20 protein-coding genes are annotated in these 23,836 nt (G+C 63.4%); 18 read left to right on the forward strand and 2 right to left on the reverse strand.

Features of this window, described 5'->3' with window-relative positions; genetic code table 11:
- Nucleotides 1-21 precede the first annotated feature (21 nt).
- The 13 genes from dacB to HMPREF2822_RS06800 are packed head-to-tail and all read left to right on the forward strand — an operon-like array spanning nt 22 to nt 11,877.
- The gene (gene dacB, locus HMPREF2822_RS06740; RefSeq protein WP_070522714.1) at nt 22-1,308 is read left to right on the forward strand and encodes a D-alanyl-D-alanine carboxypeptidase/D-alanyl-D-alanine endopeptidase; all 1,287 of its coding nucleotides are present in this window, start codon (nt 22-24) and stop codon (nt 1,306-1,308) included.
- On the forward strand, nt 1,298-2,257 hold the full coding sequence (tilS, locus tag HMPREF2822_RS06745) for a tRNA lysidine(34) synthetase TilS (RefSeq protein WP_070522717.1): 960 nt from the start codon (nt 1,298-1,300) through the stop codon (nt 2,255-2,257). Before dacB ends, tilS begins: the two co-directional genes overlap by 11 nt.
- Entirely contained in the window at nt 2,241-2,828 is a 588-nt protein-coding gene (gene hpt / locus HMPREF2822_RS06750) for a hypoxanthine phosphoribosyltransferase (protein ID WP_070522720.1), read from the forward strand. The genes tilS and hpt overlap by 17 nt, the downstream gene beginning before the upstream one ends.
- A 48-nt stretch (nt 2,829-2,876) precedes the next feature.
- A complete protein-coding gene (gene ftsH, locus HMPREF2822_RS06755) occupies nt 2,877-5,393 on the forward strand; it encodes an ATP-dependent zinc metalloprotease FtsH (RefSeq protein ID WP_070522723.1) in 2,517 nt (838 codons plus the stop codon).
- On the forward strand, nt 5,383-5,973 hold the full coding sequence (gene folE / locus HMPREF2822_RS06760; protein WP_070522726.1) for a GTP cyclohydrolase I FolE: 591 nt from the start codon (nt 5,383-5,385) through the stop codon (nt 5,971-5,973). The genes ftsH and folE overlap by 11 nt, the downstream gene beginning before the upstream one ends.
- Nucleotides 5,974-5,978: 5 nt before the next feature.
- Complete coding sequence (folP, locus tag HMPREF2822_RS06765) at nt 5,979-6,908, forward strand: dihydropteroate synthase (RefSeq protein WP_070522729.1); 930 nt, start codon at nt 5,979-5,981, stop codon at nt 6,906-6,908.
- Between the two features lie 4 nt (nt 6,909-6,912).
- Nucleotides 6,913-7,284 carry a dihydroneopterin aldolase gene (folB, locus tag HMPREF2822_RS06770; RefSeq protein ID WP_070522732.1) on the forward strand — a complete coding sequence of 124 codons (372 nt, stop codon included), beginning with the start codon at nt 6,913-6,915 and terminating at the stop codon, nt 7,282-7,284.
- On the forward strand, nt 7,284-7,754 hold the full coding sequence (folK, locus tag HMPREF2822_RS06775) for a 2-amino-4-hydroxy-6-hydroxymethyldihydropteridine diphosphokinase (protein ID WP_070522736.1): 471 nt from the start codon (nt 7,284-7,286) through the stop codon (nt 7,752-7,754). The genes folB and folK overlap by 1 nt, the downstream gene beginning before the upstream one ends.
- Before the next feature lie 3 nt (nt 7,755-7,757).
- Nucleotides 7,758-8,231 (forward strand): DUF3180 domain-containing protein, encoded by a 474-nt coding sequence (locus HMPREF2822_RS06780; RefSeq protein ID WP_070522739.1) that lies wholly within the window; start codon nt 7,758-7,760, stop codon nt 8,229-8,231.
- 5 nt (nt 8,232-8,236) lie between these two features.
- On the forward strand, nt 8,237-9,454 hold the full coding sequence (locus HMPREF2822_RS06785; RefSeq protein ID WP_070523001.1) for a DUF6779 domain-containing protein: 1,218 nt from the start codon (nt 8,237-8,239) through the stop codon (nt 9,452-9,454).
- Nucleotides 9,455-10,135 (forward strand): 6PGD fold domain-containing protein, encoded by a 681-nt coding sequence (locus HMPREF2822_RS06790; protein ID WP_083304495.1) that lies wholly within the window; start codon nt 9,455-9,457, stop codon nt 10,133-10,135.
- A complete protein-coding gene (locus HMPREF2822_RS06795) occupies nt 10,117-10,890 on the forward strand; it encodes a pantoate--beta-alanine ligase (RefSeq protein WP_369815756.1) in 774 nt (257 codons plus the stop codon). The genes HMPREF2822_RS06790 and HMPREF2822_RS06795 overlap by 19 nt, the downstream gene beginning before the upstream one ends.
- 39 nt (nt 10,891-10,929) lie before the next feature.
- Nucleotides 10,930-11,877: a 2-dehydropantoate 2-reductase gene (locus tag HMPREF2822_RS06800; protein ID WP_070522741.1), complete on the forward strand. Its 948-nt coding sequence runs from the start codon at nt 10,930-10,932 to the stop codon at nt 11,875-11,877.
- 27 nt (nt 11,878-11,904) lie between these two features.
- On the opposite strand, the gene HMPREF2822_RS06805 is transcribed toward HMPREF2822_RS06800, so the two are convergent.
- Complete coding sequence (locus tag HMPREF2822_RS06805) at nt 11,905-14,001, reverse strand: PhoX family protein (RefSeq protein WP_070522744.1); 2,097 nt, start codon at nt 13,999-14,001, stop codon at nt 11,905-11,907.
- 174 nt (nt 14,002-14,175) lie between these two features.
- Between HMPREF2822_RS06805 and lysS the strand changes: the two genes are divergently transcribed.
- The 4 genes from lysS (at nt 14,176) to HMPREF2822_RS06825 (ending at nt 19,414) form a co-directional block, all read left to right on the forward strand.
- Entirely contained in the window at nt 14,176-15,750 is a 1,575-nt protein-coding gene (lysS, locus tag HMPREF2822_RS06810) for a lysine--tRNA ligase (RefSeq protein WP_070522747.1), read from the forward strand.
- A gap of 169 nt (nt 15,751-15,919) precedes the next feature.
- Nucleotides 15,920-16,879 carry a hypothetical protein gene (locus tag HMPREF2822_RS06815; protein WP_070532267.1) on the forward strand — a complete coding sequence of 320 codons (960 nt, stop codon included), beginning with the start codon at nt 15,920-15,922 and terminating at the stop codon, nt 16,877-16,879.
- A gap of 31 nt (nt 16,880-16,910) precedes the next feature.
- Complete coding sequence (locus HMPREF2822_RS06820; RefSeq protein WP_070522753.1) at nt 16,911-17,855, forward strand: hypothetical protein; 945 nt, start codon at nt 16,911-16,913, stop codon at nt 17,853-17,855.
- Between the two features lie 158 nt (nt 17,856-18,013).
- Nucleotides 18,014-19,414 carry an MDR family MFS transporter gene (locus tag HMPREF2822_RS06825; RefSeq protein ID WP_070523012.1) on the forward strand — a complete coding sequence of 467 codons (1,401 nt, stop codon included), beginning with the start codon at nt 18,014-18,016 and terminating at the stop codon, nt 19,412-19,414.
- On the opposite strand, the gene HMPREF2822_RS06830 is transcribed toward HMPREF2822_RS06825, so the two are convergent.
- A complete protein-coding gene (locus tag HMPREF2822_RS06830) occupies nt 19,411-20,670 on the reverse strand; it encodes a serine/threonine protein kinase (RefSeq protein ID WP_070522755.1) in 1,260 nt (419 codons plus the stop codon). The two genes, HMPREF2822_RS06825 and HMPREF2822_RS06830, sit on opposite strands and share 4 nt — an antisense overlap.
- Before the next feature lie 254 nt (nt 20,671-20,924).
- Between HMPREF2822_RS06830 and HMPREF2822_RS06835 the strand changes: the two genes are divergently transcribed.
- A complete protein-coding gene (locus tag HMPREF2822_RS06835; protein WP_070522758.1) occupies nt 20,925-23,702 on the forward strand; it encodes an ATP-dependent Clp protease ATP-binding subunit in 2,778 nt (925 codons plus the stop codon).
- The last annotated feature ends 134 nt before the right edge of the window (nt 23,703-23,836 follow it).

Genomic DNA, 23,836 nt, shown 5'->3' on the forward strand with positions numbered 1-23,836 from the left:
ACCGCGCTAGTCTAAAGGGCGATGAAAGCTAAGCATGTCTGGTGGAGTACTGCGGCCCTCGTCACGGCCGGCGTCGTGGCGGCGACGGCCGCAGTGGGCGTAGAAGTCCAGCGCACCTACGATCAACTGGACCACGGCCAACCTTATAAGCAGGCAGAACCCGAAACGCTGCTCCAACCCGTCGAGCCTGGTGAGATAGACACCGCCGCGCTTAAAGCGAAGTTGGATGAACTGGGCAAAGACAAAGCCCTCGCCACTTTCGGCGGTCAGGTCATCGACACCACCACCCACGAGGTGCTGTGGGAGCGCGAACCCGCAAAGCCGCTCACGCCCGCCTCCTCAACCAAGGTCCTCACCCTCGCCGCAGCAACGCTCGCGCTCGATGAAGAAGAGCGCCTCACTACGGAAGTGGTCAAGGGCGATAACGATGGCGACGTGGTCATCAAAGCCTCCGGCGATGTGTGGCTGACGGACGAGCGCCTCGATGAGCTCGCGGAGCAGATCAAGAAGCACATGAGCACCGTCAACCGAGTATCCATCGACACTTCCGTCTGGGCTGGCCCCGACCAGGCTCCCGGCTGGGACGATGACAATATCGACGGTGGCTATGTCGCACCCATCCAGCCAGCCATGCTCTACGGCGGGCGCATCGGGGAGAAGACCGGGGACGTCCCGCGCTCCCATGAGCCGGCACTCGACGTCGCCCGCGCGCTCGCCAGCCGTCTGGGTACTGACAAAGCTGACATGGCCCCCGCACCCGATAACGCGGAGGCCATCGCCTCCAGCGAGTCCGATCCGTTGGCCCTGCGCGCGCAGCAAGCGGCGAAGGACTCCGACAACGTCATGGCAGAGGCCATCGCCCGCGAGCTGGCCATCAGCCAGGATGCGGAGGCAAGCTTCGATGGCGCCGCGCAGTCCACCCTCGACGTGCTCAGCGGCGCCGGCATCGACGTCAACGGCGTCACCTTAAAGGACGGTTCAGGTCTCTCCCGCGATAATCGCATCCCGGCAGGCCTCCTCGCGCACATCGCGGATCAAGCCGTAGCCACCGAAGAGCTTCGCCCACTGTTGGGCTACCTCCCCCTCGCCGGCGGCGAAGGAACCCTCTATGAGCGCTATTCCGATTCGCCCGCCCGCGGCTTCGTGCGCGCCAAGACCGGCACACTCACCGGAACCTCCGCGCTGACCGGCACTGCCCAGGGCCAGTCGGGCCGGGTTTATGCCTTCGCCTTCCTGGTCAACGACGGTGAGGTCACCTCTGCCCGCCAAGCCCAAGACGCCCTCGCCGCCGCACTCCATGACTTCTAAGAAACCTTTTTGGCCGCGCAAAAGCCCCAACTTCTTGGCCTGCCGGGTGGCCGCCCGCGCCGTGGTGGGGCAGCAACCGCGGGCCATAGCGGTGGGTTTGTCCGGCGGGGCCGACTCGCTGGCGCTGACCGCGGCCCTCGCCGCAGAAGGGCATGAGGTCACAGCGCTCTGCGTCGACCACGGCCTACAGGAAGGCTCGGCCGCACAGGCGCGCCGGGCTGCCGACCAGGCTCGTGGATTGGGAGCGGGGGCGGAGGTGTTGCCGGTGGACGTCGCCAAGCACGGCTCCGTTGAGGCCGAAGCCCGCGCCGCCCGGTACCGTGCCTTCGCGCCCTGGGGCGAGGTGGCGGTGGCTCATACCGCTGATGACCAGGCCGAAACCCTGCTGCTGAGCGCCCTGCGGGGGAAGGTGGCGGGCATGTGCGAGCGCTCCGAGGTGGAGGGCGTGCGCGTGCTGCGCCCCCTTTTGCGCGTGCGCCGCGCCCAGACCGAGGCCGCCTGTGCGGAGCTGGGGCTGGACGTCTGGCACGATCCCCAGAACCAGGATCCGGCCTTTCGCCGCGTGGCGCTGCGCCGCGAGATCCTCCCGCGCCTGCAGGAGATCCTGGGCGGTGACCCCGTGCCGGCTTTGGCCCAGGCAGCCTATGACGCCGCGCTTGACGACGCCTTCCTCACCACCCACCCCACCCCCGACTGCGCCGAGCTGGCCGCCCTTCCCGAGCCGAAGCGCCGCCGGGCGATTGCCGCGTGGCTGCGCGAGGAAGGGGTAGAGGTTACGCGCGAGGCGGTGCGCGGCATCGATGCCCTGTGCACGCAGTGGCACGGGCAAGGGGCAGTCGCCGTCCGTGGTGAAAAGAGAGGTACAAGGTTGGAAGTCGCACGCGTTGGTGGCAAACTGTCACTATTGCCTCGGTCAGCAAAGGAGCGCTTACGTGCACGACACCCATGATTCAGCCGTCCCCGCCAATCCTTATGGAGAGGACATTAGAAACGTACTCGTCGCCGAAGACGATCTTCAGGCGCGCATCCAAGAGATGGCGGACCGCGTTTCCGAGAAATACAGCAACGCCGATGATGACCTCATCCTGGTGTGCGTGCTCAAGGGTGCGGTCTTCTTCTTGACGGACTTTGCCCGCAAGCTCACCATTCCGTCCCAACTGGAGTTCATGGCGGTGTCCTCCTATGGCAACTCGGCCTCCTCCTCGGGCGTGGTGCGTATTTTGAAGGACCTGGACCGCGATATCGAGGGCCGCGATGTGGTCATCGTGGAAGATATCATCGACTCCGGCCTGACCTTGTCCTGGCTCATCCGCAATCTGCAGGGTCGCCAGCCGCGTTCCCTGGAAGTGGTCACGCTGCTGCGCAAGCCTGAGGTAGTCAAGGCGGAGCTGGATCTCTTCGACGTGGGCTTTGATATCCCCAACGAGTTCGTCGTGGGCTATGGCCTGGATTTTGCGGAGCGCTACCGTGACCTGCCGTATGTGGGCACGCTGGAGCCTGCGGTATACAGCAACGACTAGTTTTTCTTGCCCTCTGTTGCATGAGGCCTCGAATTCGCAAGGTAATTAATGAAAAATAAGAACATCATCCGCTATGGCTCGATCGCGGGCCTAGTTCTCATCCTGCTGTACGCTTTCACGTTCTTTAGCAATGATGCCCGCAGCTTCAAGCAGGTGGACACCTCCGTGGCCATGCAGCAGCTGACGGATAAGAACGTCGAGGAAGCACAGATCGATGACCGCGAGCAGCAGCTGCGCCTCAAGCTCAAGAAGCCGGTGACGGTGGAGGAGCAGGAGGGCGTCGAAGAGGTCATTGCCAAGTACCCGGCCCGCGCCTCCGAGCAGGTCTTCAATGCGGTGAAGGGCTCTGGTGCGGAGAAGTACCAGACCAAGGTGACGCAGGATTCCTTCATCGGTTCCATGATCAGCTTCCTGCTGCCGATGCTGATCCTCTTCGCGCTGCTGTTCTGGCTCATGACCCGCATGCAGCAGGGCGCGGGCGGCATGTTCGGCATTGGTGGCTCCAAGGCCAAGGAGCTGACCAAGGACATGCCCACCAACACCTTTGCGGATGTTGCCGGTGCGGATGAAGCGGTGGATGAACTCCAGGAGATCAAGGACTTCCTGGATGATCCGGAGCGCTACCACGCGCTGGGCGCGAAAATCCCGCGCGGCGTGCTGTTGTACGGCCCTCCCGGCACGGGTAAGACCCTGCTGGCCCGCGCCGTTGCGGGTGAGGCCGGCGTGCCTTTCTATTCCATTTCCGGTTCCGACTTCGTGGAGATGTTCGTCGGCGTCGGTGCCTCCCGCGTGCGCGACCTGTTCAAGCAGGCCAAGCAGAATAGCCCGTGCATCATCTTCGTCGATGAGATTGACGCCGTGGGCCGCCAGCGCGGTTCCGGTACCGGCGGCGGCCACGATGAGCGCGAGCAGACGCTGAACCAGTTGCTCGTGGAGATGGATGGCTTCGGTGACCGTGAGGGCGTCATCCTCATCGCCGCCACCAACCGTCCCGACATCTTGGACCCGGCGCTTCTGCGCCCGGGCCGCTTCGACCGCCAGATCCCGGTGACCAATCCGGACCTGGCCGGCCGCGAGCAGATTCTGCGCGTGCACGCTAAGGACAAGCCGCTGGCCAAGGAAGTGGACGTGGCGCAGCTGGCCAAGCGCACCGCCGGCATGTCCGGTGCGGACCTGGCCAACGTTCTCAACGAGGCTGCCCTGCTCACCGCGCGCATTGGCGGCAACGTCATTACCTACGACGCGCTGGAGGAGGCCACCGACCGCGTCGTCGGCGGCCCGCGCCGCCAGAGCAAGATCATCTCTGAGCATGAGAAGAAGGTCACCGCCTACCACGAGGGCGGCCATACCTTGTCGGCGTGGGCGCTCAAGGACATTGAGCGCGTCTACAAGGTGACCATCCTGGCCCGCGGCCGCACCGGCGGCCACGCCATGACCGCGCAGGAAGACGACAAGGGCATGTACACCCGCGACGAGCTTTTCGCTCGCCTCGTCTTCGCCATGGGCGGGCGTGCCGCGGAAGAGCTCGTGTTCGGCGCACCGACCACCGGTGCCTCCTCCGATATCGAGCACGCCACCAAGATCGCGCGTTCCATGCTGACCGAATACGGCTTCAGCCCGGACCTGGGCACCGTCAAGTACGGCCAGGAACAGGGCGATCCCTTCAGCTATGCCGGCGGCGGTGGAACCATTGACTACTCGGATTCCGTGGCCACCAAGATCGATGAGCAGATGGCGTACCTCTTGGACCGCGCGCACCAGCAGGCCTATGACATCCTGTCCGAGCACCGCGACTACCTGGATAAGCTCGCCGAGATGCTGCTGGAGAAGGAAACCCTGCGCCGCCCGGATCTCGAGGGCATCTTCGAGGGCATTGAGCCGCGCGAGGCCTTCGACGTCTTCCCGAACGAGGACGCCCGCTTCCCGCGCCAGGCTGGTCGCGAGCCGGTGAAGACCCCGGTGGAGCTGGCCCAGGAGCGTGGTGAGGAACTGCCGAAACGCATGACGCTTCTCGACGCCTCCCGTGCCGCCCGCGAGCGCCGCCACGCGGAGCTGGAGCGAGCAAAGGAGAACGGCGGCGAGCTCGCTGGCGCTGCATCGGAGGCGCCGGTCGAGGAGATCGGCTTCAGCTTTGGCCAGCACGCCGGCGATTACGTGGATCCGGAGAAGGGCAACACCTTCTTCGGTGAATCCGAGATCACCGAACCTACCGGCCGCGAGCTCAGCGAGGACCGTGCCGAAAGCGATGGAGCACACGATGAGACCGTGGCCCCAGAGCAGGCCCAGCCGGCTGCGGAGCAACCGGCTGAAGAGCAGAAGGGCCCCAGCAACGAGGTCACCCAGGAGATTCCGCGCGTGCCGGAGTCCGCTGCACCGCAGCAACAAGCACAGCCGGAATCGCAACCGCAAGCACAGGCACAGCCTCAAGCACAGCCACGCGAACGCGAGCAAGAGCGCCGCGGCCGCCACGCCAAGCCGGAGGATCACGCCTGGGGCGCGCCCGGCTGGGGAGACAACGAATACCGCAACAACCCGTACAAGGACGGCGAGAATAATGAGCGATAACATCCCGGCGCAGCGCGAGTTCGATCACGAGCGCGCCGAAGCCGCTGTCCGCGAGCTTCTCATCGCCGTGGGCGAGGACCCCGACCGCGAGGGCCTGCGCGAAACCCCGGCCCGCGTGGCCCGCGCCTACGCGGAGGTCTTTGCCGGTCTCCACCAGGACCCGACCGAGGTCCTCCACAAGACCTTCGCGGAGGAGCACCAGGAACTCGTCCTCGTGCGCGATATCCCCATCTACTCCACGTGCGAGCACCACCTTGTGCCCTTCTACGGCAAGGCACACATCGGCTACATCCCGGGCCCCGACGGCCACGTCACCGGACTGTCTAAGCTGGCCCGCCTGGCGGATATGTACGCCAAGCGCCCGCAGGTCCAGGAACGCCTGACCTCTCAGATTGCAGACGCCCTCGTGGACGTCCTCCACGCACAGTCCGTCATCGTGGTCATCGAGTGCGAGCACCTGTGCATGGCCATGCGCGGCATCCGCAAGCCAGGGGCCACGACGACGACGTCCGCAGTCCGCGGCGGTTTCAAGAAGAATGCGGCCTCCCGTGCGGAGGTCATGAGCCTCATTAGGAGCTAGTTTCCATGGCAGTCAGCAACCTTACCGTTCCCGGCCGCACGCTGGTCATGGGCATCGTCAACGTCACGGAAGATTCCTTCTCCGACGGCGGACGCTGGATTAATGTCGACGACGCCATCGCGCACGCCCGGCACTTGGTGGCCTCCGGCGCGGACATGATCGATGTGGGCGGCGAGTCCACCCGCCCAGGTGCGGTGCGTGTCGCGGCCGAAGAGGAAGAGCGCCGCGTCGTGCCCGTCATCAAGGCGCTGCACGAGGAGGGGATCAAGACCTCGGTGGACACGATGCGAGCCTCGGTTGCCACAGCGGCCGCGGAGGCCGGTGTCGACATGATCAACGACGTCTCCGGCGGTGCGGCCGACCCGGACATGTACCGCACCATGGCCGCCACCGGCCTGCCGGTGTGCCTCATGCACTGGCGCACCGTCCAGTTCGGCAGCGCGGCCGGAGTGGCCGACCACGGCGGGGACGTCGTGCGCGATGTCCACGAGTCCCTGGCGAAGCTCGCCGATAACGCCCTGCAGGCAGGTGTCAGCCACGACAATATCGTCGTGGATCCGGGCCTGGGCTTTGCCAAGTCCCCGCAGGATAACTGGGCTTTGCTCAAGGCGCTGCCGGAGTTCCTGCAGGGCGAGTTCCCGCTGCTCGTGGGCGCTTCCCGCAAGCGCTTCCTCGCCGCCATCCGGGAGGATCGCGGTGCCGAGTCCAGCCCGCTGCTCGCGGATCCGGCCACCGCGGCCGTGACCGCCATCTCCGCGCAGATGGGAGCGTGGGGCGTGCGCGTGCACGAGGTCGACGTCTCCCGCGATGCTGTGGATGTGGCCGCCGCCTGGAATGCGGGCGCGGCGTATACCGGCGGCGAGCATGCCTCCGGCAGCTATGCCAACGGCGCCGATGGAGGAACCGTGGTCTCGACTTCGCTGGGGAGGGCTTAAGCCCATGGCGGATCGCATCGAGCTCACCGGTCTGGAATGCTTTGGCTACCACGGAGTCTTCGAGGAAGAGAAGAAGACGGGGCAGCCCTTCATCGTGGACGTCACATGTTGGTTGGACACCGCGGGCATCGAGGATGACCTGTCCCGTACGGTGAATTACGCCGAGCTTGCCGACGTCGCCGCAAACATCGTCGAAGGCCCCTCCCGCGATCTCATCGAAACGGTGGCCGCTGAAGTCGCCGAGACCGCGATGAAGCGCTTCGAGATCCTCCACGCCATCGAGGTGACGATCCACAAGCCGAAGGCACCCATCCCGCGCACCTTTGCAGACGTCGCCGTCGTAGCGCGCCGCTCCCGGAAGCGGATGGCAGGCTAATGCGCGCTGTCTTGTCCATCGGCTCCAACATGGAGGACCGCCGCGCGCTCCTACAGACCGTTTTCGATGAATTCGCCGCCGAGACCGTTGCGGCCTCCCCGGTCTATGCCACCCCGCCGTGGGGCGTGACCGACCAAGATGAATTCCTCAACGCAGTGCTTATCGTGGACGTGGACTGCACTCCGCTGAAGCTGCTGCGCCGCGGCCAGAAGTTGGAGGAGACCGCCGAGCGCGTACGCGTGCGGCACTGGGGTCCGCGCACCTTGGACGTGGACATCGTGCAGGTAGACGGCGTGACCTCCGATGATCCGGAGCTCACCCTCCCGCACCCCTATGCGCACGAGCGCGCCTTCGTGCTCGTGCCGTGGTTGGCTGCGGATGAGCATGCACAGCTCAACGGCACCCCGGTGCGCGAGCTCATCGCGGGTCTCGATGAGGACGAGGTCGCAGCGGTGAAGGAAGTGGGGTAGGCGATGAAGAGGACGTCGATCAGCGCGCTCGTCGGCGTGGCCCTCTTCGTGGCCGCAGCGGCCGCCATCCTCACCACCCGCTTTTATGGCTCAATGCTGGCCATTCCGGCGACGGTGTCAATTTCCCTGTGGGCCATGGCGCTGGTCTGCGTGCTGTTGACCCTCAAGGTGCGCGGCGCCAAGGACGATGAGCATGGCATCGGCCTGGATAGCTCGCAGCTGAATCCCATGACCATCGCACAATTCCTGCTCGTCGGTAAAGCCTCCGCGTGGACCGGCGCCATCGTGGGCGGGGCCTATGCGGGAATGGCGGTCTATGTCGTGCCGCGCGCCGGCGAGCTCGTTGCTGCGGCCGGTGACCTGGCCGGGGTGGTGACCTCAGCGCTGGGTGGTGCCGCGATGTGCGTTGCCGGAGTGGTGTTGGAGCGACACTGCGAGGTGCCACCTCCATCTGATGGTGCACAAGCGGTAAGTTAGTGGGCATGACGAGTCCGAACCACGCCCCTGAGCCCCAGCACGAGTCGGCCCCGGATGATCGCCCGACGACCCAGTTTTCTGTACAGCCGGACTCCCAGCCGCCAACGTCGGTGGAGTCTTCCCAGTCCGGTTCGAAGACGGACGCCGGTTCCATCGGACTCATCGTCTTGGTCATTCTCGCGGTCATTGCCAGCCTGGTCATGCTGATTTCGGGCTCGGCGAATGCGCTGAAGATCGCCTTGCTCGCCTCCCTGTGGGCCGCGGTTCTGGGCTTCTTCCTGGTGGTGCGCTACCGCCGTCAGGCCCATGAAGCCAACGAGCTTCTGGCGGTGGAGCGCGCCCATGCCGCTTCCTCGCTGACCGCCTCCGGATCTTCCACAGCAGACAACAGCCAGGTCCTGGCGGAGATCCGTTCTGAGCTGGAGGCCATCCGCGCCCAAATCGAGGAGATCTCGGGGCGCGAGTGGGTCTACGAACCTGCCGCCCTGTACGCGGAGGCCCGCCGTATCCAGGAGCTGGAGCGCAAGGCCGGTGGCGCGAGCGTGGATGAGCGCGGCGATGCGCCCACCGTGAACTTCACCCAGAAGTCCGGCGGCGCGCCGTCTGCCGACGCCGTGGCAGGCCGCCTCGGCTCGCAGCCGAGCCACCCGGTGAGCAACCCGCTGGACAACCTGTTGGCGGATAATGCCCGTGCTAACGCCCAGCAGCCGGCTGCGGAGCCAGGCGCGAAGCCTGCTCAGCAACCCACTCCGAAGCCAGCCGAGCAGCCCGCCGCGAAGCCCGCCGGGAAATCCGCAGAACAGCAGGGCGCCCGCCCAGCCCCATCGCCCTTCGGCGCGCCGCAGCCTTCTCAGAACCGTCCCTCGGCGTTTCGCCCAATGACCGAAACGCAGCCTCAGCCGCAGGCGGCACAACAGAAGCCGCAGCCGAAGCCTCAACCCCAGCCGAAGGCTGAGAAGCCACAGCCCCAGCCAAAGGCGCCGGAGTTCAAGACCGATAGCTTCCAAGCCGTGCAGTGGAACCAGGGCGCCGCGGGCGGGCAGCACGTCAAGTCGAACCCTGCCCCCGCGCAGCCGCACCACCGCCACCGCAAGCCGGAGGCTGACACCGCACAGCCCAGCACCCGTGGCCGCCGCCGCAGCGATGAGCACCGCGAGGGCGCGGTCTCCGTGGCGGAGCTCATGGCGCGCAGGAAGCAGCAGAACAAGGGTGACAAGAAGTAGATGCAGGCACCACGCATGCGGGTGGCGGTCTGGGGTAACTCCCGAGCCGGCCTTAACTTCGCACGGCGCCTCGAGTGGGCCGGCCACACCATCGAGAGCCTTGAGGACCCCTCCGAGTTGGACCGCTTCGATGCGCTGCTTCTCGCCGTGACGGCTCGGGAGCTGGAGGGGGCTGTGGGGGACGTCGCCAAGCACGTTCGCCCCAGGCAGATAGTCATCCATACCTCGTTGTTAGCCGGCGTGGAGGCGCTCGATGAACTAGAGACGCGAGGCTGCCTGACCATAGCCGCCGCACCCATGGGTTGGGAATCGTGTGCGATAAGCACCCTCGATGAGGTGACAGACACCGTCATCGGGCTGCTGCTGACGGAGATTCATATGACCCCGGAACACCTGCCGGAGGAGCAGCGCCTTGAGCGTGCCGCGCGGATGTACTACGCGGAGATGCTCTGGGCGTTGCACAGTAGGGCGGCGCTTGCGGCGAAGATCATCGATGATTTTCCTAGCCACGTGCCCGACCTGGATACCGGGGACATTATCGATGCTTACCCGGCCGCCGTGGAGCTGGGCATGGCGCGCAACTACCGTGACGTCGCCCGCATGGTGGGCGAGCAGGAGAGGATTGAGGAATTGGAACTGTGGGCAGTCAGAAAGGAAGCGCCGTGGCAGAACAACTCCTAGTGGAGGATATCGAGCGCATCCGCATGGTCGGCAGCGCCTACCGCAAGACGGGCAAGCGCGTGGTGCTCGTGCCGCTGGGCCGCGATATTCATGCGGGGCACCTTGCCTTGGTGCAAGCGGCGCAGCGCGTGCGCGGCGGCATCGTGGTCGTGGCTGTGGACCCGGAGACGGACATCTCTGCCCTCGACGGTGTTGATGTGGTGTGGCGCTACGGCGAGCAGAGCCAGCGCACGCGGATCCTCGCACCCGACCACGGCATGGAGGACGTGAGCGCGGAGCTGACCCGCATTGTGGCGCTGACCTGTGCTTTGGGGCCCAGCGATGTGCTCATGGGGGAGAAGGACTACGAGCTGCTCGTGGCCACCCAGCAGGCCTTTACGGACCTCCACATCGCGGCGCGTGTGCAGGGCGTGCCCTCGGTACGCATGCCGGATGGAGTGGTGATGAGCCTGCGCAACGCGGACGTCGCACCGGAGGCCCGCGAGCAAGCCAGCGCGCTGTCGGCGGCACTCACCGCCGGTGCGTACGCGGCGGAGTCCGGAGCCGAAGAGGTTGTGCGCGTGGCACGTGAAGTGTTGGCCGCAGCAAACGTGGAGCCGGAGTACGTCGAGCTGCGCGGACGCGACCTGGGTGAGGCCCCCGCAGAGGGCGATGCCCGCCTCTTTATCGCCGCTACCGTGGGTGGGGTGCGGCTCATCGATAATGCAGGTGTGCCGTTGGGAATTGGCTTCCGTAATCTAGAGCAGTGCGGATAAAAGTCTGTGGCGCAGGTCTCCACCAGTTAGGTTGGAGACATGAAGATTGGAATTCTGGGAGCCGGCGCTATCGGCGGATACTTTGGCGGAAAACTGAAAGCAGCGGGCCACGACGTCGCCTTCGTCGCTCGCGGTGAGACCTTGCGGGTTCTGGGGGAGACGGGCGTGACGCTGATCGACGCCCACACAGAACCCACAACCACCGAAGTTATAAAGGTCCCGGCTGCGCACACCTTTGCTGAGGTCAAAGAACTCTTGGGTGGGCTGGATGTGGCAATTATTGCCTCGAAGGCGCTGCCGGGCAACGAGACCTTTGGCAGCGCGGAGGACCGCGAGGCCCTGCAGGGAATCCCGGTGGTGACCACGCACAACTCGGTCGAGATTCCGTACCTGGCGGCCGAGGAATTCGGGGAAGAAAACATCCTCGCCGGTGTCGCTCGCGTCTATGCCACGCGCCTGGAGCCGGCGCAGATCAAGCGCAACCCAGGGCCCTTGGCTTTGGCTTTTGGTCCGCTGAGTGCTGAGGCGCCGGAGTCGCTGCGCCGTACGGGCGAGGAGCTGGCGGCCGCGTTGAAAAAGTCTGGGGCCTCCAGCAAGTTCCACGACGCCGCGCTTGTCGACGTCTGGTCGAAAGCCATGTTCGTCACCCCGACAGGCACTCTAGGCACCTTGGTGGACAAACCGATTGGGTACCTCTGCCAGGAAATCCCCGGCCAGCTCGAGGCCTTCATGCGGGAAGTTGAGGCCGTTGGGCGCGCACTCGGCGTGGAGCTACCAGAGAACGTGGTGGAACAGACCATGGAGTTTGCCCGCCAGCAGCACCCGGACAGCACGTCCTCAATGCAGCGCGATATCAAGGAAGGATTGCCCAACGAATTAGACGCCCAGGTCGGAGCGATCCGACGCATGGGCGTCAAAGCTGGGGTTGCAACCCCGTTGTGGGACTTCGCACAGGAGGTGCTGGAGGCGCAGCTGCGCACCGCCTAAGAGTGCGCACTACGCAGCGTCGGTGCCTTATTCGGTACCGATCTTGCCGCCCTTCTTCCACACCACAACCACGGCCGGGCGCGGGGTGGACTTACCGCCATCAGGCCAGTGGGAGGTGGCCTTGTCGAAGGTGGCGTCATCAGACTCGCCCGGGTGCTGAACGTTGACCATGACGCGGTCATCGTCGACGATCGGGCCACAGGTCTCCGCGCCCGCCGGGACGGTGAGGAAGCACTTGAGCTCGCCGCGGGTCTCGCCCTCGGTGGTCACGGCGTAGAGGCCGTCGTTAGAGTCCAGCGCGTTGCCGTCAGTGGAGATCCACAGGTTGCCGTGGTTGTCGAAGGCCAGGTTATCCGGGCAGGAAATCGGGGAGACCTTCTCCTTGTCGAAGCCACCGAAGTAGGTGCTGGCCTCACGCGGGTCACCGCAGACTAGGAAGAGGTTCCAGGTGAACTTCTCACCGGCGTGGTCATCCTCGAGCTCCATGACGAGGCCGTTCTTGTTCTCCTTGACCGGAGCCCATTCCTTGGCGTCTTCCTTGTTCTTCTTAGCGTTCTCGCCGGTGGCGCCGCGGTACTTATTGTTGGTCAGCGCGATGTAGACCTTCTCGGTCTCCGGGTGAACCTGGACGTCTTCCGGGCGGTCCATCTTGGTGGCGCCCACCTTGTCGGCGGCCTCACGGGTAAAGACGGCGACCTCTTCGGCGGACATGCCGTCCACGTGGGACTCGAACTTGTTGTTCTCAGTATCGGAGGTCAGCAGCTTGACCCACTCGCCGCTGCCATCGAAAGCGCCGTCCTCCGGCAGGACACCAGAGCCGTCGATTTCCTTCTCCGGGGAGTTGCCCTCCATCTTGGCCACGTACAAGGTGCCGTGGTCCAGGATGGTCATGTTGTGCTCGAGATCGCCTTCCTTGTACTTCTTGGTGGAGACGAACTTGTAGACGTACTCGAAGCGGGAGTCATCGCCGGAGTAGCACACCACGGTGCCATCCTTGGTGATGTGGATGTTGCCGGCCTCGTGCTTGAAGCGGCCCACTGCGGTGTGCTTGATCGGGGTGGACTTCGGGTCCAGCGGGTTGATCTCCACGAGCCAGCCAAAGCGGTTCGGCTCGTTCGGCTCCTTGGTCACATCAAAGCGGTCATCGTACTTTTCCCACTTACGGTCGGACGGGCCCTCCTCGATGCCGAAGCGCTTCAAGGACTCAGCAGCCTTCTGATCCTTGATGTCGCCGCCGGCGAAGTATTGATCAAAGTTCTCTTCGCCGGAGAGCATGGTGTTCCACGGGGTCACGCCGCCGGAGCAGTTGTTGAGGGTACCCAGGACCTTCTCACCCTTCGGGTCGGCGGAGGTCTTCACCAGGTCAGTGCCCTTAGCTGGGCCCACCAGGGTGAACGGGGTGGTGGCGGTGATGCGGCGGTTGAGCGGGCCGAACTCACGCTTGAGCTCGCCGGAGCCCTTGACCTTGGACACCTCGAGGATAGTGTGGCCGTGACCGGCCCAGCCGATCTTCACCTGTTCCTCGGTGGGGTTCTCCGGATCGTAGTCCGGGAACATCATCGGCTCGGTGGTGTACTCGTGCGAGCACATGTAGATCATGCGGTTCTTGTCATCCGGGTGCTCGATGAGGCCGGCGAAGTCATTGTTGAAGCCGAACTGCTTCTCCGCCGCTTCGGCGGTCTGGTTGTTGACGTCGAATTCCGGAGCGCCCTCGATGACCGGGTCACCCCAGGCAATCAGGACGGACTGCTCGTAGCCCTTGGGGATGACGACCTCATCCTTGGTATTGGCCTCAACGGCTTCAAAGTGCATGCCCTCGGCGGAGGTGAGCTCGATGTCAGAGCCCTTTACCTCGCTGGTCTTGTTGGAGGATCCGCCAGCCGCAGACCCGTTGTCATCCGGAGCAGCGCATGCAGCCAGCGCAGAGGAACCACCAACGGCGACGACAGCCAAGCCACCGGCGCGCAGGGCGGTACGGCGGGAGAACTGGTCGCCGAAGTAAGGGTTGTCGGAGGTGTTCTCGCATTCGCCGAAACAGGCATTACCGCACTTGTAGGTGCAGGTAAGAGAAGAACGAGAAGAGGTAAACATGTTAGCCAAGAGATTGCGGCCGTTGAGTGCCATGAAAGTGATGCTCCAAAAATCGAAAATCGTTGGTTGCGCAAGGGGATGTCGCAACGGACGTCATGAGTTAATACGGTTGAGATGACCGCATGGTTGATGCTGTCTAACCACCAGATGAACTCTCTGTGAACCGGGATCGCGCCAGCGTATGGGGATCGACTACCCTAGACAACCGTGAGCGAGAAGAAGAATACTGAAGTTACTGACGTCCCCGAGCAGCTGCGCATTCGCCGCGAGAAGCGCGCCCGACTGTTGGAGTCCGGCACTGATCCTTATCCGGTGACCGTAGACCGCACGATCTCCCTGCGGGATCTTCGCCAGCAGTTCCAGGTGGTGGCCGAAGGCGAGGAGCCGGCCGCGGAAGAGGGCGTCACCTACCTCAGCGCTGGTGAGGAGACTGACGTTGAGGTGGCCATCGCCGGCCGTCTCATTTTCATGCGCAATACCGGCAAGCTGTGCTTCGCCACCCTGCAGGATGGCGACGGTACCCAGGTGCAGGCCATGCTGTCCCTTGCAGAGGTAGGGGAGGAGCGCCTAGCCGCGTGGAAGTCCGACGTTGACTTGGGTGATTTCATCTCCGTGCGCGGCCGAGTAATTGCCTCGCGCCGCGGCGAGCTCTCCGTCATGGCTAGCGAATGGACCATGGCGGCGAAGTCCTTGCGCCCGCTTCCGGTGTCCTTCGCTGACATGAATGAGGAAACCCGCGTGCGCCAGCGCTACAACGACCTCATCGTGCGCGAGGAAGCCCGCAAGAATGCCATGACCCGCGTCAAGGTCATGCGTGCACTGCGCAACTACCTGGAGGATGAGGGCTTCGTAGAGATCGAAACCCCGATGCTGCAGACCCTCCACGGCGGTGCAGCAGCCCGCCCGTTCGTAACGCACTCCAATGCTTTGGACATTGACCTGTACCTGCGCATCGCGCCGGAGCTCTTCCTTAAGCGCGCCGTCGTCGGCGGCATCGATCGCGTCTTTGAGATCAACCGCAACTTCCGCAACGAGGGCGTCGACCGCTCCCACTCCCCGGAATTCGCCATGCTGGAGACCTACGCCGCGTGGGGCGACTACAACGATTGCGCCCGTACCACCCGCGAGTCCATCCAGTCGGTGGCACGTGCGGTCTTCGGTTCCACCACCGTTACTCTGGCGGATGGCACCGAGTATGACTTCGGTGGTGAAGAGTGGCCGGAGATTGAAATGTATCCCTCCCTCAACGAGGCTCTGCAACGCAAGTTCCCGGGCCAGCCGGAGGTCACCATCGACTCCACCGTCGAGGAGCTGAAGGCGCTTGCCGACGTCATCGGGCTCGACGTCCCGAAGGACGGTGGCTGGGGCCACGGCAAACTGGTGGAAGAGATCTGGGAGGTGCTCTGCGAGGACCAGCTCGAGGGCCCGATCTTTGTGAAGAACTTCCCGGTCGAGACCTCTCCGCTGACCCGCCAGCACCGCTCCCTGCCGGGTGTGACCGAGAAGTGGGATCTCTACGTGCGCGGCTTCGAGCTGGCTACCGGATACTCGGAGCTGGTGGATCCCGTTATCCAGCGCGAGCGCTTTGAGGATCAGGCGCGCTTGGCCGCCGGCGGTGATGAGGAAGCCATGGTCTTGGACGAGGACTTCCTCGCCGCCATGGAGCAGGGAATGCCTCCGACAGCCGGCACGGGCATGGGCATCGACCGCCTGCTCATGGCCCTGACTGGCCTGGGTATCCGTGAGACCGTGCTCTTCCCGATTGTGAAGCCGGAGAAGTAGGCCCGAGGCCAACTCGCACAGAGCTCACCCCGCGGCACATTCCGCGCGCAACGCACAAGCCACCAGCCCCACAGCTGAAGGCTTGTGCGTTGTTGTTTTGCAGCCTCCAGTTTGTCGCCGCAGCGCACATCACTCAGCGAGAAGCCTGCCTGCGTGGAAAATACAAAGCATGAAAAAGCTACTCTCTCTTCTCACACTGCCGCTTGTAACGGCTGGCTTGGTTGCGTGTTCTTCTGATGAAGGAACCGAGGAAACCCATCGATTCGAAGTTGTGGAGTCCTCCGGTTCTCAAAGCAGTGCGCAAAGCTCTGAAAGCGCCGAAGAAAGCGATTCCACAGATCGCGAGCCGGAGTTTGGCTCTCAATCTTCCGGACTCAAAGAGCGCGATGCCGAGGACTTCCGCGCCACTGGGTTCAGGTATGAGACCACGGTTGCTTGGGGAGTGAGGAGCCCAGACGGCAGGGTGTCGTGTTCTCTGACTGAGGGCTCTAAAGGGCCTTGGTGCAGCGTTGGCTTTGAGAACCCGCCTATCCTGCCTGACCCCGAGAACCCGCAATGGGAAGCGAACATGGTTTCCTTCAAAGATGGCGCAGGCTTCTTCCCCAACGGCGTGGTGGATGCCGGCGACCAGGTTCCATCGCAGCAGCTGGGGGAAGGCGAGAAGGTCGAAATAGACGGTGTGGTTTTTGAAGCCCCCAGCGCAGATGAATTCACCGTTCAGGCCCAAGGGCACCAGTTCACCGTGAAATACGGCGGCCAGTTTTCGGCGGATACCTATCCTTTTAAACCGGACTCCAATGGCTATGCGCCCGTGGGTACCGTCTGCGGCGAGGCTGACACCAATTTTGGCCGTCAGAAAGTCTTTGTGCAGACAGACGGGACGAATTGCACGACTGCAATGGACATCGTGGACAAGTACTTCAACTACGAGTGGGACATCAAAGAAATGAACTCTCGCGGAATTTTGGAGCTTGACGGCTGGAAGTGTTCCTACCGAGAACCGGAGTACATTGACATGCCGGATCCGGATGCACGCCGTCTGCACTGCGGTGATTTGTCCGGTAATGGTCGGGTCATTCTTCTCGACGCTGTACACCCAGATGTTCCGAAATACACATATAACTACTAGCGCAGCACTAATTCGTGGGACGATGATTGTTATGAAGAAGCTTCTCTCTATCCTTTCTGCCTCCCTCATGGCCTGCGCCGTGGCTTCGTGTTCTTCCACGAGCGAACCGGCGGGCGATGAGCCACAGTTTCAACAGAACTCAGCCAGCTCCACTAGCTCTGAGTCTGCCTCCAGTAGCTCTACTGAGGCCGCGGCGTCGAGCAGCGCCAAGCCCGATAAAGACAAACCCGGCGGATTGAAGGAACGCGATCCGAAGGACTTTAAGGCCGGCGGTGATCGGGCGAGTATTCCGAACCCCATCCCGGCCGTCAAGAGCCCTGATGGGCGCGTCCTCTGCCTCATTCACGAAGAGACTGACGGCCCAAACTGCAAGGTGGAGTTTGCTGATCCGCCAATCTATCCGGGGCCAGTCATGCAAAGCTGGAGGTCAAACGCGGTGAGCTACCGCAGTGACCGTGGCTTCTTCCCTGTGTGGGCCATCGAGTTCTATAGGCCCACCGAGGTTGAAACGCTCAACGAGGGCGAGACCGTGAGCTTTGACGGTGGAACCTTTGAGGCGCACAGCGGCAATGAGTTCGTGGTCAAGTCGAACGGGCACCACTTCACCGTCAAGGATGATGGACAGTACTACTCCGATACCTTCCCGGCGAAACCGGACGCGGATGGCATTGCCAACACCGGTGCGGTGTGTGGTGAGAGCGGCACGCGTGGTGAAGACACCGGTTTGGTCTACGTGCAAGAGGACGGCACGAATTGCAATGACGCCATGGAATTGTTGGATGAATACGCCAACCATGATTGGCAGGCTGGCGAGGGCGGAAGCCGTGGCCACCTCGAGACTGACCTAGGACACTGTGCATACGGTGCGCCGAAACTGTGGGAGGATACCCCAGAAAACCGGCTGCTGGGCTGCAGCCTGGATAGCGGTGGCAGCGTCGTGGTCATCACGTCCCGCAACATGGAAACGATTCCTTAAAACCCCACCACCTGCCGGGGAGCGAGGAAACCTCGCTGCCCTGGCTCATGTGGCATCCCCGGCTAGCTTGCGAGTACTCTAAACTCCTTGCGCGCTGACATCGGAAGCGTTGGCGCGAGTATCCCCAGAGCAGAGAAAAGAAAGGTGTGGCTGGCCGCATGTCCGCTGAGATTCCCTCCAAGGTAGTCATCAACCTCAGCATCCTGGTGCTGGGAGCGATGGTCATGATTCTCAACGAGACCTCGCTGTCCGTCGCACTACCAGCCATCATGGCGGACTATGGCATCCCCGCCACGAGCGCACAGTGGTTGTTGACGGGATTCATGCTCACCATGGCCGTCGTCATTCCGACCACCGGTTACCTGCTGGAGAGGCTCACCACGCGCCAGATTTTCTTCGCCTCTGCCGGGTTCTTCCTGGCAGGCACCGTGGTGGCGGCCCTTGCGCCGAGCTTCGTCGCTCTGCTCCTCGGGCGCGTCCTGCAAGCAGGCGGGACTGCGTTGATGATCCCCACTCTCATGACCGTGGCCATGACTCTGGTCCCACCGCAGCGCCGCGGCACGGTGATGGGCATTATTTCTGTGGTTATTTCCGTCGCCCCGGCGCTGGGCCCCACGGTCGGCGGGGCAATCCTCAACCGCTTCACCTGGCACGTCATTTTTTGGGCCATGGTGCCGCTCATCGCTCTCATCCTGGTGGCTGGTCTCTGGCGCCTGAGTGATGTGGGTGAGAACCGCGATACCCCACTCGACGGTCCCTCCGTACTTCTTTCTGCTTGTGCATTTGGCGGTCTGATCTATGGTTTGTCTTCGATTGAAAAGATGCTGCAGGGTGGCGCCTGGGTAGACATCGCCGTCACCGTGGTGGGCGTCATCGCGCTCATCGTCTTCATCCGCCGGCAGCGGCGTCTGGCGCTCGAGGATCGTGCACTAATGGATATGCGCCCCTTCCGCGTTCGCAACTTCACGCTCGCGGTGCTCATCCTGGTATTGTCCTTCGGCCTGATGCTGGGAATGGTTACGGTCTTGCCCATCTACCTGCAGACCACCCTGGGCGTCACCGCCTTTGCCACGGGTTTGGCGGTGATGCCGGGTGGAATTCTCCAAGCATTTCTTTCCCCGATTGTGGGCCGACTCTTCGATTCCTATGGCCCGCGCCCGCTCATGATTCCGGGCTCGCTGTTTATGGTGGCCAGCCTGTGGCTCTTGGCCACCTTGGGCGAGAACTCAGCCGTGTGGATGGTTGTGGGCATGCACGTTCTCTTCTCCTTCGGCATGTGCCTGATGATGACGCCGTTGATGACAACAGCGCTGTCCTCGCTTCCGGAGAAGCTGTATTCGCACGGGTCGGCCATCATGAACACCTTCCAGCAACTGGCGGGTGCGATGGGAACGGCCTTCCTCGTTGTCTTCCTCACGCGCGGCACCCAGGCCGGTGTCGCGGCGGGGATGGGACCAGCCGCAGCGACGGCACAGGGAACGCACTGGGCTTTCCTCTTCGCTGGCGTGGCCGGCACCGCCATTGCGGTGATTGCGCCGCTGCTCAAGCGCGTGAATTAGCACAGCGGCATGTTCAGGCGAAGCTCCTCTGCATCCTCGCCCCACACGAGAACGGCGTCGGTCGAGTCCTCGGCGCCCATGTAGAACACCGGCTCGGTGTCGGAAACGTCGTAGCTGCGCACGGTGCACTGTCCGTTGGACAGTTCCTGTGCATCCTGCGTCGGGGCGGCTGCATCGCGCTTGGCGACGTCCCCGTACCGCGCCACGGAGTAGCCCACACCGTCACCAACGCAGGTGATTTTCGCGTCCTGACCATCTTCCGGTTCGCGGGCATCGCAGGTGGCACCGCTGAAGCCTTCCCCGCCGGGACGGGAGCTGATGAGTCCCGGGTGGTCGTCGACAAGCGCCTGCTCCGCCTCGGACCACGCCGGCCGCCCCAAGAAGAACCACAGTAGGCCGCCGATCAGAGCTAAGAGGAGAAGCCCCACGCCGAGCCCGGCGAAGACTTTCTTCTTCGAGGTCGACTTGCGCTTGGTGGAGCCTTTCGCGGGAGCGGGAGCTGCGACCTGCGGTTGGGGCTGCGTTCCCCACCCCTCCTGCGGGGCGGGGGAGTAAGGCTGTTCTGGCTGCCACTGCGGTGTGCCCGTTGCGGCGGTGTTCGTGCCACTGGTATTCGCGCCAGCCGTGTTCGTGCTGGTCGTGCCCGCGCTACGCAGCGAATCAACGACGGCAGCAGCCGAGGGATAGGCGGCAGCTGCGCGGAAGGAAGGGCAGGCGGCGGCGACGATGCGCGCGAGGCGGTCGATTGCTTCTTTCGCTGTTGCGTTGGGAGCTTCGTTAGTTGAGGCTGGTCCGACCGCAGCGAAGAAGGCATTCGAGCGGTTATCGGTCAGGATGATGCGACGCGGATTGAGCGCGCGGATGGCGTAGTTGGCGCGGCCCTTGTTGAGCAGAAAATCGGTGGCGTCTGCCAATGGAGCAAAGACGGCGAGGGCTTCCTCCCGGGACAGGTGGTGCGCGCCAACGCCGGAGGAGGTGAAGTTAGAAAGCTGCTCGCCCGGCAGACTGCGGCGCACAAAGAATTCCTGACCGCTGTTCATCGTGCCTGTGCCCACGATGGGTGCGATGGCGCTGTGCTGTAGCTGCCCCATAATGCCGGACTGGCGGAGTACGCCGCGGTGCTCCGGGGCGTAGATTTCCACGAGCATCTCATCGTGTGAGGGATCTTCTACGAGGAAGAGCGTGGAGTCGGCTCCTTGGTCCAAGACTGCCTTTTGGCGCAGCTGGTGCTGGGTGGTGAAAAATTCTGGGAGCATAGACACGGTGAGGGGAAATCCTTCGCGGAGAGTCGACGATGAGATTTATAGAATCCTCTTCATTCTAAGGGGATGAAGCCTCCATGGCAGGCTGGTGCGTGATGCGGGCTTTCTACTGCCTGTTCGCTACCGGCGTACAGTGCCGTTGCCTGCGGAAACGGGGATTTAGGGGAAGTGGGGAGAAAAATCGTGAATGGAGTGTCCGCCCCGCGCGTTAGAGTGGATGACACATTTAAAGCGAAAGGTAAGAGGTAATGTTCGAGAGGTTTACTGACCGTGCTCGCCGCGTCATCGTTTTGGCGCAGGAGGAAGCACGCATGCTCAACCACAATTACATCGGCACCGAGCACATCCTCCTGGGGCTTATCCATGAAGGTGAAGGTGTAGCAGCCAAGGCCTTGGAGTCCATGGGCATCTCGCTGGAGGATGTCCGCCGTGAGGTGGAAGAGATCATTGGTCAAGGTTCTCAGCCGCACACAGGCCACATCCCATTTACCCCGCGCGCCAAGAAGGTCCTCGAGCTCTCGCTGCGTGAGGGCCTCCAGATGGGGCACAAATACATTGGCACCGAGTTCCTGCTCCTCGGCCTCATCCGTGAGGGTGATGGTGTGGCTGCGCAGGTGCTGACCAAGTTGGGTGCTGACTTGCCGCGCGTTCGCCAGCAGGTTATCCAGCTGCTCTCCGGATATGAGGGCAACGAGGGCGAAGGCAACCAGTCCCAGGGCGGTGCCGGCCCGGTTGGCGCTGGTGCTGGCGCTGGCCAGGGCGGCCGTGGCGGCTCGGGCGGCTCCGGTGAGCGTTCCAACTCTCTGGTGCTGGACCAGTTCGGCCGCAACCTCACCCAGGCTGCGCGCGATGGCAAGCTGGACCCAGTGGTGGGCCGCGATTCCGAGATCGAGCGCATTATGCAGGTGCTGTCCCGCCGCACGAAGAATAACCCGGTGCTCATCGGTGAGCCCGGCGTGGGTAAAACCGCCGTGGTCGAAGGCTTGGCTCTCGATATCGTCAACGGCAAGGTCCCGGAGACCCTCAAGGATAAGCAGCTCTACTCGCTGGACCTGGGCTCCCTGGTGGCCGGTTCGCGCTACCGCGGTGACTTTGAGGAACGCCTGAAGAAGGTGCTCAAGGAGATTAACCAGCGCGGTGACATCATCCTCTTCATCGATGAGATCCACACCTTGGTCGGCGCCGGTGCCGCCGAGGGCGCTATCGACGCCGCGTCGCTGCTGAAGCCGAAGCTGGCCCGTGGCGAGCTGCAGACCATCGGTGCCACCACGCTGGATGAGTACCGCAAGCACATTGAGAAGGACGCCGCTCTCGAGCGCCGCTTCCAGCCGGTCAAGGTGGAAGAGCCTTCTCTCGATGACACCATCCTCATCCTCAAAGGCCTGCGCGATAAGTACGAGGCACACCACCGTGTCTCCTATACCGACGAGGCACTGAAGGCGGCGGCCTCCCTGTCTGACCGCTACATCAACGACCGCTTCCTGCCGGATAAGGCCGTGGACCTCCTCGATGAGGCCGGTGCCCGCATGCGTATCAAGCGCATGACCGCTCCGGAGGGCCTGCGCGAGGTCGATGACCGCATCGCTGAGGTCCGCAAGGAGAAGGAAGCTGCGATCGACGCCCAGGACTTTGAGAAGGCCGCTGGCTTGCGCGATAAGGAGCGCAAGCTGGGTGAAGAGCGCGCGGAGAAGGAAAAGCAGTGGCGTTCCGGTGACCTAGAGGAGATCGCTGAGGTCGGTGAGGAACAGATCGCAGAGGTCCTGGCTCACTGGACTGGCATTCCGGTTCTCAAGCTCACGGAGAAGGAATCCAACCGCCTCCTCAACATGGAGGAGGAGCTGCACAAGCGCATCATTGGCCAGGACGAAGCCGTCAAGGCTGTGTCCCGCGCCATTCGCCGCACCCGTGCTGGTCTGAAGGATCCGCGCCGTCCTTCCGGTTCCTTCATCTTCGCCGGCCCGTCCGGTGTGGGTAAGACGGAGTTGTCGAAGTCCTTGGCTAACTTCCTCTTCGGTTCGGATGATGACCTTATCCAGATCGATATGGGTGAGTTCCACGACCGCTTCACCGCCTCCCGTCTCTTCGGTGCTCCTCCGGGATACGTCGGCTACGAGGAAGGCGGCCAGCTGACGGAGAAGGTCCGCCGTAAGCCGTTCTCCGTGGTCCTCTTCGACGAGATCGAGAAGGCCCACAAGGAGATCTACAACACCTTGCTGCAGGTGCTGGAGGACGGCCGCCTGACCGATGGCCAGGGCCGCATCGTGGACTTCAAGAATACGGTGCTCATCTTCACCTCCAACCTGGGCACCCAGGACATCTCGAAGGCCGTGGGCTTGGGCTTCACCGGCTCCTCGGAGAATGATTCGGATGCGCAGTATGAGCGCATGAAGAACAAGGTCAACGACGAGCTGAAGAAGCACTTCCGCCCTGAGTTCCTCAACCGTATCGATGAGATTGTGGTCTTCCACCAGCTCACCCAGGAGCAGATCGTCGAGATGGTGGAGCTGCTCATCGGACGCGTCGAGAAGCAGCTTTCCGAGCGTGACATGGGCATCGAGCTCACCCAGAAGGCCAAGGATCTTCTTGCCAAGCGTGGCTTCGATCCGGTCTTGGGCGCTCGCCCGTTGCGCCGCACCATCCAGCGCGAGATTGAGGACCAGCTCTCCGAGAAGATCCTCTTCGGTGAAATTGGCGCCGGTGAGATCATCACCGTGGATGTTGAAGGCTGGGATGGTGAGTCCAAGGACAACTCTTCCGCAACCTTTACCTTCACCCCGCGTCCGCGCCCGCTGCCGGAGGACACCTTCGACAAGGAGCTCGAGGAAACCGCCGTGCGCGAGGCCGATGAGGAACTAGCCACCGAGATCGATGAGGGATCCCACGGTCCGAATTCCGATGGTCCTGACACCGTCACCCCGGATGTCCTCGATGAGTCTGGTAGCGACTCCGCCGAGGAATCCCACAACAACGATGGTGATGACGGCAATCCGCCGCCGGCTGGTGCCGGTGCTGGCCAGCCGCTCTAAGCGCTGACTTGGGCCCCGCGCTGGGCCTATAAGGATTAGCCCCGAACCGCATGCGAGTGACACTCCGTGCGGTTCGGGGCTTTCTTTGCGTGACCGGTGGGCGGGACGGCCCGGTGGGCGGCGTGCCCACAACT

The sequence above is a fragment of the Corynebacterium sp. HMSC062E11 genome (genome assembly GCF_001811845.1).
GTDB lineage: Bacteria > Actinomycetota > Actinomycetes > Mycobacteriales > Mycobacteriaceae > Corynebacterium > Corynebacterium hesseae.